Origin of the sequence: Silanimonas sp. (genome assembly GCF_027530345.1) — a bacterium.
GTDB lineage: Bacteria > Pseudomonadota > Gammaproteobacteria > Xanthomonadales > Xanthomonadaceae > Silanimonas.
In genome coordinates, this window is the sequence record NZ_JAPZQK010000003.1 from 131,793 (window position 1) to 145,646 (window position 13,854).

14 protein-coding genes are annotated in these 13,854 nt (G+C 69.3%); 11 read left to right on the forward strand and 3 right to left on the reverse strand.

The features are described from left to right. Positions 1–12: 12 nt before the first annotated feature. The 3 genes from O9255_RS01785 to O9255_RS01795 are packed head-to-tail and all read left to right on the forward strand — an operon-like array spanning position 13 to position 1,643. Positions 13–150, forward strand: coding sequence for a hypothetical protein (locus O9255_RS01785; RefSeq protein ID WP_297865108.1), 138 nt, complete (start codon positions 13–15; stop codon positions 148–150). Continuing rightward, entirely contained in the window at positions 147–734 is a 588-nt protein-coding gene (locus tag O9255_RS01790; RefSeq protein ID WP_297865109.1) for a cytochrome c oxidase assembly protein, read from the forward strand. The genes O9255_RS01785 and O9255_RS01790 overlap by 4 nt, the downstream gene beginning before the upstream one ends. Before the next feature lie 33 nt (positions 735–767). Next, positions 768–1,643 (forward strand): cytochrome c oxidase subunit 3, encoded by an 876-nt coding sequence (locus tag O9255_RS01795; protein ID WP_297865110.1) that lies wholly within the window; start codon positions 768–770, stop codon positions 1,641–1,643. Between the two features lie 72 nt (positions 1,644–1,715). Here O9255_RS01795 and O9255_RS01800 read toward each other — a convergent pair whose 3' ends face one another. After that, a complete protein-coding gene (locus O9255_RS01800; protein WP_297865111.1) occupies positions 1,716–1,922 on the reverse strand; it encodes a DUF2909 domain-containing protein in 207 nt (68 codons plus the stop codon). Between the two features lie 57 nt (positions 1,923–1,979). Between O9255_RS01800 and O9255_RS01805 the strand changes: the two genes are divergently transcribed. The 7 genes from O9255_RS01805 (at position 1,980) to glpK (ending at position 9,449) form a co-directional block, all read left to right on the forward strand. Next, positions 1,980–2,681, forward strand: a complete 702-nt coding sequence (locus O9255_RS01805) for an SURF1 family protein (RefSeq protein WP_297865112.1) — start codon at positions 1,980–1,982, stop codon at positions 2,679–2,681. Next, entirely contained in the window at positions 2,678–3,235 is a 558-nt protein-coding gene (locus O9255_RS01810; RefSeq protein WP_297865113.1) for a hypothetical protein, read from the forward strand. Before O9255_RS01805 ends, O9255_RS01810 begins: the two co-directional genes overlap by 4 nt. Next, positions 3,232–4,362 (forward strand): COX15/CtaA family protein, encoded by a 1,131-nt coding sequence (locus O9255_RS01815; protein ID WP_297865114.1) that lies wholly within the window; start codon positions 3,232–3,234, stop codon positions 4,360–4,362. The genes O9255_RS01810 and O9255_RS01815 overlap by 4 nt, the downstream gene beginning before the upstream one ends. Before the next feature lie 4 nt (positions 4,363–4,366). Further along, the gene (cyoE, locus tag O9255_RS01820; protein WP_297865115.1) at positions 4,367–5,326 is read left to right on the forward strand and encodes a heme o synthase; all 960 of its coding nucleotides are present in this window, start codon (positions 4,367–4,369) and stop codon (positions 5,324–5,326) included. A gap of 169 nt (positions 5,327–5,495) precedes the next feature. Next, positions 5,496–6,287, forward strand: a complete 792-nt coding sequence (locus O9255_RS01825; RefSeq protein ID WP_297865116.1) for a hypothetical protein — start codon at positions 5,496–5,498, stop codon at positions 6,285–6,287. 43 nt (positions 6,288–6,330) lie between these two features. After that, positions 6,331–7,944: an FAD-dependent oxidoreductase gene (locus tag O9255_RS01830; RefSeq protein ID WP_297865117.1), complete on the forward strand. Its 1,614-nt coding sequence runs from the start codon at positions 6,331–6,333 to the stop codon at positions 7,942–7,944. Then, complete coding sequence (gene glpK, locus O9255_RS01835) at positions 7,944–9,449, forward strand: glycerol kinase GlpK (RefSeq protein WP_297865118.1); 1,506 nt, start codon at positions 7,944–7,946, stop codon at positions 9,447–9,449. The genes O9255_RS01830 and glpK overlap by 1 nt, the downstream gene beginning before the upstream one ends. Before the next feature lie 6 nt (positions 9,450–9,455). Here the strand turns inward: glpK and O9255_RS01840 are convergent, their stop codons facing one another. Together O9255_RS01840 and dinB are read right to left on the reverse strand one after the other, a co-directional pair. Continuing rightward, entirely contained in the window at positions 9,456–11,408 is a 1,953-nt protein-coding gene (locus O9255_RS01840) for a S9 family peptidase (RefSeq protein ID WP_297865119.1), read from the reverse strand. Between the two features lie 33 nt (positions 11,409–11,441). Further along, complete coding sequence (gene dinB, locus O9255_RS01845; protein ID WP_297865120.1) at positions 11,442–12,539, reverse strand: DNA polymerase IV; 1,098 nt, start codon at positions 12,537–12,539, stop codon at positions 11,442–11,444. Positions 12,540–12,651: 112 nt separating this feature from the next. Here dinB and O9255_RS01850 point away from each other — a divergent pair, with 112 nt between their 5' ends. Further along, positions 12,652–13,845 carry a glycerophosphodiester phosphodiesterase family protein gene (locus tag O9255_RS01850; RefSeq protein ID WP_297865121.1) on the forward strand — a complete coding sequence of 398 codons (1,194 nt, stop codon included), beginning with the start codon at positions 12,652–12,654 and terminating at the stop codon, positions 13,843–13,845. The last annotated feature ends 9 nt before the right edge of the window (positions 13,846–13,854 follow it).

Consider the following 13,854-nt stretch of genomic DNA (forward strand, 5'->3'; position numbering starts at 1 on the left):
CGAGCGACTGACGTGGACGCCCCTCGCGACCCCAACGACTCCCCGGCCCGCCGCACCTCGGTGCGGCGGACGGCATGGCTGCTCGGCGGGGTTGCGGCGGCGCTTTACGTCTACGCGATGTTCATGGTCGTGGCCGAGGCCAACGCATGAGTTCGAACGCCGCCACTGCCCGCACCATCGCCCTCGTCTCCGCGGGCTGCTTCGTCGCCGCGTTCGCGCTGGTGCCGCTGTACGAGATCGCTTGTGAGAAGGTCTTCGGCATCAAGCTCGAGGACACCCCGGCCGGCGAACACCGCGTCGTCGGCATGCAGGTCGATCCGAACCGCACCGTGCGCATCGAGTTCGACGGCACGGTGAACTCCAAGCTGCCGTGGACCTTCCAGCCCGAAGTGCTGACGATGGACGTCGTGCCCGGCCAGGCCTACGAGATGAACTACGTCGCAGGCAACCGCGACGCGATGCCGGTGGTCGGCAATGCGGCCCCGTCCGTGGCGCCGGTCGTCGCGGCGGGCTACTTCGTCAAGACCGAGTGCTTTTGCTTCACCGAGCAGCTGCTGTATGCCGGCGAGAGCAAGACCATGCCGGTCCGCTTCATCGTCGACCCGGCGCTGCCGCCCGAGGTCAAGACGATCACCCTGTCCTACACCTTCTTCAAGAACGACGCGGCCACCGCCCGCGCTGCCGCCGGCCCGGTGCCCGCGGTTGCATCGGCCCCGGTCTTCGCGCCACGCTGACACCATTCCACTGCTGCATCGCTAGGGGTTTCCATGGCCACCGCCCACCACGACGCCGACGTCTATTTCGTCCCGCACCACAGCAAGTGGCCGTTCGTCGGCTCGATCTCGCTGTTCGTGCTGATGATCGGCCTGATCAACTGGTTCAACGGCAGCGACATGTCGTTCTGGATCTTCATGGCCGGCATCGCGATGATGATCTACACGCTGTTCGGCTGGTTCGGCGACGTCATCCGCGAGTCGGAGGGTGGCAACTACAACGGCCAAGTCGACATTTCGTTCCGGCAGGGGATGATCTGGTTCATCTTCTCGGAAGTGATGTTCTTCGCGGCGTTCTTCGGCGCGTTGTTCTATGTCCGGACCTTCGCGTTGCCGTGGATCTCCGGTGATGGCCACGGCAGCCTCGCCAACGAATTCCTCTGGAACGGCTACGTCGCCGGATGGCCGGCCAACGGCCCGGAGGCCATCGGTGGCGCCTTCGAGACGCTGCCGGCCTTCGGGCTGCCGCTGATCAACACCGTCATCCTGCTCACCTCGGGCCTGACGCTGACCATCGCCCACCACGCCATGGTGGTCGGCCAGCGCAGCAAGGTTCTCACCTGGCTCGGTGCGACCATCCTCCTCGGCTTCTGCTTCTTCGGCGTGCAGGCCTACGAGTACATCCACGCTTGGGGCGACCTGAACCTTCGCATCAGCTCGGGCATCTACGGGGCCACGTTCTACATGCTGACGGGCTTCCACGGCCTGCACGTGTTCCTCGGCACGGTCATGCTGCTGGTGGTGTGGTTCCGGGTGCTGAAGGGCCACTTCACCCCCGAGAAGCACTTCGGCTTCGAGGCGGTCGCCTGGTACTGGCACTTCGTCGACGTGGTCTGGCTCGGCCTGTTCCTGTTCGTCTACGTGCTCTGATCCCGCCCTCCGGCGGAAATGCACAAGGCCGGCTCGCGCCGGCCTTGTCGCATTCAGGGGATTGGGTGGCGCTTACTGGCCGATGCCGTGGAAACGCCAGAACCCCAGGAAGTGCCCCGCAGTCATGATGGCCAGAAGCGCGATCGACAGGCCGATGCGCCAGCTCAGCGAGCGCACCATCCGGCCGTCGGCTTGCGGCTTCGACACCATGTGGAACAGCGCGGCGAAGAGGTTCCAGACGATGACGGCGAGAAACGCGATGACCAGCAGCTTTTCCACGGGCGGACCTGAAAGACGGGACGTGCGCGGATTATCCGCGCCTGATGGGAGTGTTGGGTGAAACCCGCGCTGCGTCGCGCGTTGCTGTGGGTCGTCGCGCTGGGGCTTTGCCTCGCGTTCGTGCGCGCCGGGCTCTGGCAGTCCGGCCGCGCGGCGGAGAAGGAGGCGCTGCTCGGCGACAGTGCGCGCGTGCTCGCCGAGCGCCAGCCGAAACCCTTGGCCGACGCCTTGGCCGCCATGCCCGCGTGGGTCGCCGTCGAGGGGGCCTTCGAGGCGATCCCCGCACTGCGGCTCGACAACCAGCGCCGCGGGCCGCAGGTCGGCGTGCAGGTGTACCGCGCCTTCCGGCTCGACGATGGCCCGCGTCTCTGGGTGGACATCGGTTGGCGCCCGCTGCCGGCCGACCGCCGCGTGCCCGACGAAGCCCCGATGCCTGCCGCCCCGATGCGTCTCGAGGGTCTGCTGGTGCCGCCGCCCTCGGCGGGGCTGGCGCTCGGCCCCGCGGCCTCGGTGCTCCCCGACGGCGGCCGGCTGGCACTCCGACTCGAACCCGCGGTGCTGCGCGAGGCCGGCGAGGCGCTCGATGGCGCCGTGCTGCGCCTGGATCCCGCCACGGCGCTCGGCCACGAACGCGACCTCGACCTGCTGGCGAATACCCTGTCGCCTGACAAGCACCGTGGCTACGCGCTGCAGTGGTTCGGCTTCGCCGCCGGCCTGTTGCTGCTTTCCCTCTTTCTCCAGTTCCGACGCCGTCCATGACCACTCTCCTGCGTTCCCGTACGACCCTGCTGCTGGTCGTCGCGCTGTTCTTCACCTCGTTCGGCATCGCGCTGTACCTGATCTATTCGGGCTGGCGCCCGACCGCGACGCGCAACGCCGGCGAGCTGCTCGCCACGCCCATCGAACTCGGAACGCTCGGCCTCACCCGCGCGGATGGCAGCACGTATCCGGAGTGGGAGGCTGACAAGCGCCTGTGGCGCGTCGTGGTGCTGCCGCCGGACGGCTGCGGCGAGCCCTGCCTGAAGCTCAGCGACTCCCTGTATCGCGTCTGGATCTCGGAAGGCCGCCACGCCGACCGCGTGCAGGTGCTGTGGTTCGGCGAGGTGCCGGCGCAGGCCCCGGAATACCGGGCCTTCCTGCCGATGGCGGCCTCGCCGGCGCTCCGTGCCAAACTGCCCGCCTCCCACGTGGACGGCAGCCTCGCGGTGTACCTGATCGATCCCAACGGCTTCCTCGTGATGCGGTATGCGCCCGGCTTCGACCCGACCGGCCTGCGCAAGGACCTCGCGCGCCTGCTCAAGGTGACCGAATGATCCCCGTGCGGCACTTCCATCGCATCGCCTGGGTGGCGGTGATCCTCGCTTTCGGCGTGATCTTCCTCGGCGGCTTCACGCGCCTGAACAACGCCGGCCTGAGCTGCCCCGATTGGCCGACCTGCTACGGCAAGGTGACGTGGCCCACGACGGAAGCGGACATCGCCCACGCCAACGCCAACTTCGAGCGTGCCGTCGAGGTCAGCAAGGCGGTGTGGGAACAGGTGCATCGCCACATGGCGGCGACGCTGGGGACGCTGGTGTTGGTGCTCGCGCTGCTGGCCGTGCGCCGCAAGCCGCAGGGTGTTGCCACCGTCGGCATCGGCGCGGCGCTGGTGGTGGCGGCGATCTTCGCCTACATCAAGGTGGACCACGTGCTCGCGCTCGGCCTCGCCGCAGCGGGCCAGGCGGTGTGGCTGTCCGGCATCGTGCGCTGGGCCGATGGCGTGACGCGCCTTTCGGTGGGCCTGCTGATGCTCGTCACCTTCCAGGCCCTGCTCGGCATGTGGACGGTGGTGTGGCTGGTGAAGCCGGTCATCGTGATGAGCCACCTGATGGGCGGCCTCGCGACCTTCTCCCTGCTCACCGTGCTGGCGTGGTGGACCACGCCGAACGCGATGCGCGTGCACGTCGATGCGCCGCGCTTGCGCACACTGATGTGGATCGGCCTCGTCTTGCTCGCCATCCAGATCGCGTTGGGCGGCTGGGTGGCGTCGAATTACGCGGCGCTGGCCTGCGGCCTCGATTTCCCGAAGTGCAAGGGCGCGTGGTGGCCCTCGACCGACTTCGCCGAGGGCTTCGTACTCTGGCGCGGCATCGGCGTGGATTACGAAGGCGGCGTGCTCGACGCCTCGGCGCGTGCGGCCATCCAGATCGCGCACCGCATCGGGGCTGCGGTGGTGACGGCGTACTTCCTCTTCCTCGGCTTCCGCCTCGCGTTCGCACCGGGCTTCCGCACTTCCGGCATCACCTTGCTGGTGTTGCTGTGCGCGCAGGTCGCGCTGGGCATCGCCAACGTGGTGATGGGTCTGCCGCTGTACGTGGCGACCGCGCACCTGCTGGTGGCCGTGCTGATGCTGTTCACCGTCGTCACCCTGCTGGCGCGACTGCGCTCTCCCGAGGCCTGAGCCGATGGCCAACCTCGCCAGCCAGTACTGGGAACTCACCAAGCCGCGCGTCGTGGCGCTGATCGTCTTCACCGCGGTGATCGGCATGTTCCTCGCCACGCCCGAGCTGCCGGGCTGGCGCGCGCTGGTGTTGGGCTCGCTCGGCATCTGGCTGGCCGCGGCCTCCGCGGCGGCGATCAACCACCTGCTCGACCAGCGCATCGACGCGGTGATGGCGCGCACCCAGCACCGGCCGCTGCCGACCGGCTCGCTGACCGCCGCCCAGGTGCTGGGCTTTGCCATCGGGCTCGGCGCGCTGTCGATGCTGATCCTCGCGTTGTGGGTGAACCCGCTCACCGCGGCCCTGACCTTCGCCTCGCTGATCGGCTACGCGATCATCTACACCGGCTACCTCAAGCGCGCGACGCCTCAGAACATCGTCATCGGCGGGCTCGCCGGTGCGGCGCCGCCGCTGCTCGGCTGGGCTGCGGTGAAGGGCTGGCCGGAAGGCGCGGGCTTCGCCGCGCTGTTCGACGCGCCGCACGACTACCACCATGCCCTGCTGCTGGTGCTGATCATCTTCGTCTGGACGCCGCCGCATTTCTGGGCGCTGGCGATCTTCCGCAAGGACGACTACGCGAAGGCGATGATCCCGATGCTGCCGGTGACGCATGGCGTGGTGTACACGCGCTGGCAGATCCTGTTCTACACGCTGCTGCTGATCGCGGTGACGGTGCTGCCTTTCGCCAGCGGCATGAGCGGGCTGTTCTACCTCGGCGGTGCATTGGTGCTGGGCGGCGTGTTCCTCTACTACGCCGTGCGCCTGTTCAACCCGCCGGACCCGATGTACCCGATGCGGGTGTTCAACTACTCGATCATCTACCTGATGGTCCTGTTCGCCTTCCTGCTGGTCGACCATTACCTCGTCGACGAGGCGCCTGCCGTCGACGCGACGCCGGGCCTGAGCTTCGAGCGGGTGGGCTGAGGGGCTTGCGCCCCGCGTGGATCGGCACCAGTTCCCTCCCATCGGCCGACGGCCATCGCGGGGGACGACCATGTGGAAAAGCAACCATCGTGTGTGGCGATGTGTCGGCCTCGTCTCCGGCTTGCTGCTGTCGCTATCGACGGTCGCCGCCGTTCCAGCGCCTTCAGCTGTGCGTGAGGCCGCGGCGCTGGTCGCGGCCGGCGCGTCGCAGGAGCGCATCGTCGTGCTTGGCGAACTGCACGGCACCCACGAAGCGCCCGCGCTGGCCGGCGAGTTGGTGGGCCTGCGTTGGCGACAAGCCCACGGAGCGCCCGGCGAGGGCGTGACCCTGGCGCTGGAAATCCACGCGACCGAGCAGTCGCGCATCGACGCCTTCCTCGACTCGTCCGGGGACGCCGCCGCGCGCGACGCGCTGATTTCGGGCCCGTACTGGGCCGTGGAACCCGAGCGAAGCGATGGCCGTCGCAGCGTCGCCATGCTCACGCTTCTCAAGTCGGTGCGGGAACGACGGTCCGCCGGCGAAGACCTCCGCGTCCTTGCCTTCGATCCCGGCAGCGGCGGTGGCGACGCCAACGTGCGGAACCCGCGGATGGCCGCGGTATTGCGCGAGGCCTTCGCGCGCGACCCGGAGCGTCGCTTCGTGGTGCTGGTGGGCAACTACCACGCACGGCGCGCACCACCGACTCGTGTGGGCGGCCTCCTGCCCGGGCAGTCGCCGCCCGTGCCGACCATGGCCCACCTGGCGGACGTGCCGATGTTTGTCGTCAACGTGATGGCGGCGCGCGGCGAGCACTGGGCCTGCCGCGACGGTTCTTGCCAGCCTTGGCCGCTGGAGGACCGAGGAGCGATCCCGGGGCCGCGGTTCCATCGGAGCCCGCGGGATCCCGCGGGTCGGGATGCCCAACTCGTGTTACCCGAATACAGCGCGGCGCGGCCGGTCGACGTGGGGCGCCAGCGCTAGACTGGCGGCGGACCACGAGGTCTGTCGCCACGAGGGAGCGTGCATGCAGCTGCGCCGCAGCAACCTCGGGAAGCTCGCCGCACGCCGCTTCGACGTGCTGGTGGTCGGCGGCGGCATCAACGGCGCCGTGGCCGCCGCGGCGCTCTCGGGCAAGGGCGCGACGGTGGCCCTCATCGACCAGCGCGATTTCGCGGGCTTCACCAGCCAGCATTCGAGCAATCTTGCTTGGGGCGGCATCAAGTACCTGGAGAGTCGCGAGTTCGGGCTGGTGCGCGACCTCTGCAAGAGCCGCAATCGCCTGCTCGACGCCTATCCCTCGCGGGTGCTGCCCATCCGCTTCTTCTCGACGCTCGATCGCGGCTTCCGCTTTCCGCCGCGTCTGGTCTGGGCTGGTGCCTGGCTGTACTGGCTGTTCGGCGACGCCCGCACCGCGCCGCCGCGATGGCTGTCGAAAGCCACGATCGAGCGCGAAGAGCCGGTCGTCGGCACGGCGCGCTACGCAGGCGGGCTTGAATACTCCGACGCCTACCTGCACGACAACGACGCCCGCTTCGTCTTCCAGTTCGTCCGCTCGGCGATGGACCGGGGCTGCATCGCGGCCAACTACGTTGAATCACTGGGCGCACGCCGGACCGACGGCGAGTGGGTGACGCAGGCGCGTGACGTGATGTCCGGCGCGGAGTTCGAGATCCGCTCGACCGTGCTGGTGAACGCCGCCGGGCCCTTCGTCGATGCGCACAACGGTCTGACCGGCGAGCGCACGTCGCACCGCCACGTGTTCTCCAAGGGCATCCACCTCGTCGTGCCGAGGATCACCTCGAGCCGGCGCATCCTGACCTTCTTCGCCGACGACGGCCGTCTGTTCTTCGCCATCCCGATGGGGCTGCGCACCTGCGTTGGCACCACCGACACGCGGGTGGACTCGCCGCACGCCGCCGTGACTGATGAAGATCGGCAATTCGTGCTGGACAACATCAACAAGCGGCTGAACCTCAAGACGCCCCTGACGCGCGACGACATCATTGCCGAGCGCTGCGGCGTGCGGCCGCTGGTGGTGAAGACGGACGGCGTGGCCGCCGACGGTGACGATTGGCTGCAGATGTCACGCCGGCACCAGATCGACGTGAATCCGGCTTCGGCGCACCTGAGCGTGTTCGGCGGCAAGCTCACCGACTGCATCAACGTCGGCGATGAGATCGCGGAGCACGTCGCGGCGATGGGCGTGGCCTTGCCGCATGCCGACTACCGCTGGTACGGCGAGCCACACTCCAGCGTGCGCGAGGAGTACCTGCACCAGGCGCGCCTGATGGACCTCGACAGCTACACCTCACCGACCTCCATCGAACGCCTGAGCAGCCGACTGTGGCGGCGCTACGACCAGCAGGCCTTCGAACTGCTGGCCGACATCCGTGAGGATCCTCGGCAGGCCGAGGTGTTGATCGAGGGCACCGATTACCTGCGCTGCGAGATCCGCCTTGCCAAGCAGCAGGAGATGATCACCAAGTTGGAGGACTTCCTGCGCCGGCGCTCGAAGATCGCCCTCGTCGTACGTCGCGAGGACATTCGCGCCGCGAAGGGCCTCATGGACGCTTGCGAGATCCTGTTCGGGCCGGACGCGCAGGCCAAGTTCGACGAGTACTTCCAGGAGCACCCCTGATGGACAAGCGGTATGTGCTGGCCCTCGACCAGGGCACCACCAGTTCGCGCGCGATCCTGTTCGACCGCGCAGCGAGCGTGGTCGCCGTGGCGCAGCAGCCCTTCCCGCAGATCTATCCGCAGCCGGGCTGGGTCGAGCACGATCCCGCCGCGCTGTGGGAGACCCAGCTCGGGGTGGCCCGCGCCGTGCTGGATAAGGCCGGCGTGCGTGCCGGGGAGGTCGCCGCGATCGGCCTCACCAACCAGCGCGAGACCACGCTGGTGTGGGAGCGCGACACCGGCAAGCCGCTGGGCAACGCCATCGTCTGGCAGTGCCGGCGCACGGCCGGCCTCTGCGATGCGCTGAAGGCGCGCGGGTTCGAGCCGCACGTGCGCGAGCGCACCGGCCTCGTCATCGACGCCTATTTCTCGGCGACCAAGCTGCAGTGGATCCTCGACCAGCACCCCGGCGCGCGGGAGCGCGCGCGGCGTGGCGAGCTGCTGTTCGGCACCGTCGACACCTGGCTGCTGTGGAAGCTCACCGGCGGCCGGGTGCATGCCACGGAGGTCTCCAACGCCTCGCGCACCATGCTGTTCGACATCGACGCACTTCGATGGGATGAGGCACTGCTCGACGCGCTCGACATCCCCGCGGCGATGCTGCCCGAGGTGCGCCCGTCCAGCGGCGTGTTCGGCCACACGGAGGCCGCCCTCTTCGATGGTGTGGCGATCCCGATCGCCGGCTGCGCGGGCGACCAGCAGGCGGCCTTGTTCGGGCAGTCGTGCTTCGAACCCGGGATGGTCAAGAGCACCTACGGCACCGGCTGCTTCATGCTGATGAACACCGGGACGCGGCGCGTGCCCTCGAAGCACGGCCTGCTCACCACGGTCGCCTGGGGCCTCGATGGCCGCGTCGACTACGCGCTGGAAGGCAGCATCTTCGTCGCCGGCGCCGCGATGCAGTGGCTGCGCGACGAACTGCGCGTGCTGGATCACGTCGAGGATTCGGAAGCCCTTGCGCTGTCCGTGCCCGACAGCGGCGGCGTGGTCGTGGTGCCGGCCTTCGTCGGTCTCGGTGCGCCGCACTGGGACATGTACGCGCGTGGCACTGTGCTCGGCCTGACGCGCGGGAGCAACCGTGCGCACCTCGTGCGCGCCACGCTGGAATCGATCGGACTGCAGGCCCACGACGTGCTCGCCGCCATGCAGGAGGACGCCGGCATCGCCCTCACGACGCTGAAGGTCGATGGCGGCGCGGCGGCGAACGGCTTCCTGATGCAGTTCCAGGCCGATGTGCTCGGCGTGCCGGTGGAGCGGCCGGCCGTCAACGAGACGACAGCGATGGGGGCCGCCTTCCTCGCCGGGCTGGCGGTGGGTGTGTGGCGCGACACCGCGGAGATCGCCGCGCTGTGGCGGCGCGACCGGCGCTTCGCGCCGGCGATGGCGATGGAACATCGGGAGCGGATCGTCGCCGGGTGGCGCCGGGCCGTCCAGCGCTCGCGCGCGTGGATCGAGCCCGGCGACTGAAGCCGCTTACTCCGCCAAGAGATGCCGCTGCCAGAACATCACGGTGGCGGCGTTGAACCAGTCCGCGTTGCTCTTCTTCGCGAAGCCGTGGCCCTCGTCCTTGAACACGAGGTACCAGACGTCGCGGCCGTTGCCGCGAACGGCCTTCACGATCTGGTCGGCCTCGGAGAGTGGCACGCGCGGGTCGTTGGCGCCTTGGGCGACGAACAGTGGCGAGGTGATCTTCGCGGCGTTGTTGAGCGGCGCGATCTCCTGCATGAAGGCGCGCATTGCGGGGTCGCGCTCGTCGCCGTATTCCACGCGCCGCAGATCGCGGCGGTAGCTTTCGGTCGCCTCGAGGAAGGTGACGAAGTTGGAGATGCCCACCACGTTCACGCCGGCGGCGATGCGGTCGGCGTAGTCGACCATTGAGGCCAAAACCATGTAGCCGCCGTAGCTGCCGCCGAAGACGCCGACGCGTTCTGCGTCGAGCTCGGGCTGCGTCGCCACCCAGTCAAGCAGGGCGCCGATGTCCTTCACCGAGTCCTTGCGCTTGAAGCCGTTGTCGAGCTGCAGGTAGGACTTCCCGTAACCCGACGAGCCACGCACGTTGGGGACGAGCACGGCGATGCCGAGCTCGTTGACGAGGTACTGGATGCTCGGGCTGAAGGTCGGGAAGGCCTGCGCCTCCGGGCCGCCGTGGATCTGGATCACCACCGGGAGCTTCTCGCCCGCAGGCACGTTAGCGGGGCGGTAGTAGAAGGCCGGCACGCTCAGGCCGTCGAAGCTCTCGTAGCGGATCAGGCTTGGCGCGACGAAGCGCGAGGTGTCGAGGCCGCCGACCTCGCTCTGCGTCCAGCGGGTGAGGGACTTCGCGGCAATGTCGATCACGTGCACGTCGCTGGGCGAGGTCGCCGTGTTCAGCGTCAGCGCGACGCGGGTGCCGTCAGGCGAGAACGCGATGCCGCCGATCACGCCGACCGGCAGCTCGGGTAGGGCGACTTCACGATGGTCGGGCAGGGTGCGCAGGTGCAGCTTGCCGATGCCGTCCTCGTTGGTGGCGAACACCAGGTGCTTGCCGTCGTCGGCGATGTCGAAGCCGGTGACGTCCCAAGGGATGTTTTCGCTCAGCATCACGGGCTTCGCCATGCCCGGCGCGTGGTAACGCAGGGTGCGGAACTCGGTGCCCTCGTCGCTGGTGTAGTAGGCGCCCTTGCCGTCCGGGGCGTAGCGGAAGGGGCCGAACGCCGCCTTGCCGCCATCGACGGGGAACATCGTGAGCTTGCCGGTGGCGAGGTCGAGCTCGCCGGGATAGCTCTCGTTGATCGACACGGTCCGCGTCACGAGCAGCTTGCGGCCATCGCGCGAGAAGTCGGTGGCGAACCACGTGCCGCCTTCCTGCAGCACCACGCGCGCCGGGGCATCGCCGGTCTTCACCCAGATGTCGCTGTCGCGGCCGTTGCGCATGGTGCTGGTGAAGGCCACCTGCGTGCCGTCGTGCGACCACAGCGGCGACTCGTTGCGCGAACGCTGCCCGTCGGTGATGCGCGTGGCCTCACGCGTGGCGAGGTCGTAGCGGTAGAGCTGCCAGAACTCCGAACCGCCCTCGTCCTTGCCGAACACGAAGCCGCCGCGGGCCGGCTGCGCCTGCACGGCGACGGTGGGTTCGCGGTAGAACGTGAGCTGCTCGCGCATGCCCAGCGGCTGGCGCACGACATGCACCTGGTTGGTCTCGCCGAAGCGCGTGGTGACGAGGATCGCGTCGTTGCCCGACCAGCCGGCGAAGTTGGCGCCGCGCGTGTTCTGGTAGCGGTTGAGCTGCTCGAGCAGTTCGGCCGACGGCGCGGGGATGTTCTCGCTGATGCGGTTGCCCACTTCCTCGCGCTGTACCGCCGGCGTGGCCGGTGGGGTGAGGGCAAAGGCGGGGAGGGCGGTGACGAACGCAAGGCCGAGGGCCAGCGGAACAGCGCGAAGGCGCATGGGCGATTCCAGTGCGATGACGGGCCCCGCAGACTAGCAGGGGCGGGGCGAGTCGGACGCGACGGCGGCGTCGGCTCGGAACAGCGCGTCCTGTGGCGACGGGGCGGCGTCGTCGAAGTGCGCGAGGCCCACGCCCACGAGCCGAAAGCGCGTGCGCGGCGGCAGGTCGACGCGGTCGCGCAGCGCCAACGCCACTTCGGCCAGCGACTGCGCGCTGGTGGGCATGGCCTCGGGGCTGAGGCTGCGGGTGAGGGTCTGGAAGTCCGAGGTCTTCAGCTTGAGCTGCACGGTGCGGGCGCGGCGCGGTTCGCGCTGGGCCAGCGCCCAGACGCGCTCAGCCAGCCGCGTGATCGTGGGGCCGAGCTCGTCGAGGAAGTGGTCTTCGCTGAAGGTGTCCTCGGACGAGATGGACTGGCGCACGCGCGAAGGCACCACCGGTTCGTCGTCGATGCCGCGGGCGAGCTCGGCGAGCTTCAGGCCCCAGCGTCCGAACTTGTGCACCAGCAGGGGCGTGGGCACGGCGCGGAGTTCGCCCACGGTGTGGATGGCCAGTGCGGCGAGCTTCTCGGCCATCACCTGGCCGACGCCGGGCAGCCGAGCGGCGGGCAGCGGCGTGAGGAAGGACAGCACGCGCTCGGGGCGCACGACGAACAGGCCGTCGGGCTTGCGATGGTCGGAGGCGATCTTGGCGACGAACTTGTTCGGGGCGATTCCGGCCGAAGCCGTGAGCGACAGCTCCTCGCGGATGCTGGCGCGGATGGCCTGCGCCACCTCGGTGGCGGTCGCGAGGCCCTGTTTGTTGCAGCTGACGTCGAGGTAGGCCTCGTCGAGCGACAGGGGTTCGATCAGGTCGGTGTGGCGCTCGAGGATTTCGCGCACGTGTTTCGACACCGCCTTGTAGCAGGCGAAATCCGGTGGCACGAAGACGGCCTGCGGGCACAGCCGCTCGGCGCGGATGGCGGGCATCGCCGAGCGCACGCCGAACTTGCGGGCTTCGTAGCTGGCGGCGCAGACGACCGAGCGTGCGCCCTTCCAGGCCACGACCACCGGCTTGCCGCGCAGGGCGGGATTGTCGCGCTGCTCCACCGAGGCATAGAACGCATCCATGTCGATGTGCACGATCTTCCGCATGGCGGCGAGGATACCGGGGCGTCACGCCGGCGACACGCGGGCGGGGCAGTCTGGCGGGATGAATGCCACCCTCCGATCCTTGTCCGCCGCGTTCGCGCTTATGCTCGCGGCCATGCCCGCCTTCGCCACGCCGCCGCTGCTCGTGATCGCCCATCGCGGCGCCTCCGGCGAGCGCCCCGAGCACACGCTCGAGGCGTACCGGCTCGCGATCGCGCAGGGCGCCGATTTCATCGAACCCGACCTCGTGCCCACCCGCGACGGCGTGCTGGTGGCCCGCCACGAGAACGCGCTCTCCGGCAGCACCGATGTCGCGGATCGGCCCGAGTTCGCCGACCGGAAAGCACGCAAGAAGATCGACGGCGTGTGGATCGAGGACTGGTTCGCCGAGGATTTCACGCTGGTCGAGATCCGCCAGCTGCGGGCTCGCGAGACGCGGCCGGACGTGCGCGCGGCGAACACCGCCTACGACGGGCGCTTCGGCATTCCCACCCTCGAGGAGGTGGTGGCGCTGGCCAAGGCCGAAGGCGAGCGCCTCGGCCGCCCGATCGGGATCTACCCGGAAACCAAGCACCCCACCTTTTTCCTGCACGAAGGCCGGCACCTCGACGGCACGCCCATCGCGATGGACACCAGCGCGATGCTGGTCGATGCACTGGTGGCGCTGGCATTCACCGACCCGGCGCGGGTGTTCATCCAGAGCTTCGAGATCGACAACTTGCGCCGGCTGCGGCACACGCTGATGCCGAGGGCCGGTGTCGAGTTGCCGCTGGTGTTCCTGATCGGTGACACCTCTGGCCAAAGCGATCCGACGACGACCAACTTCGGCCAGCCCTACGACCTCGTGTGGTTCGCCGCGAAGGGCGACGACCTCGCGGCGCGCTACGGCGCGCTGGCGGCGACGGTGCCGGGCTTCGGTGCCGCCACGCATTACGGCGAGCTGGTGACGCCGGCCGCGCTGTCCGCCCTGCGCGGCGACGTCGATGGCCTCGGGCCGTGGATCGCCAGCCTCGTGCAGGCGAGTCCGGCGCCCGCCGGTGCGGCCGATCCTCGGCCGCGACTGGGTGCCTCGATGGCGCCGTGGTTGGCCGAAGCGCGCCGGCTCGGCTTCGCCGTGCATGCCTACACCGTGCGGGCGGAGCCGCCGTACCGTTTCGTCGATGCCGATGGCGTCGAGCAGGCGCCGGAAGCGCTGGTCCGCCAGCTGGCCGCGGCGGGGGTTACCGGGGTGTTCGCCGACCAACCTGGCTTGGCCGCCGGCGTTCGCGATGCCCTCAGGCACGAGGACGCCGCGCGAACGCCGCGCTGACGCCCGCCG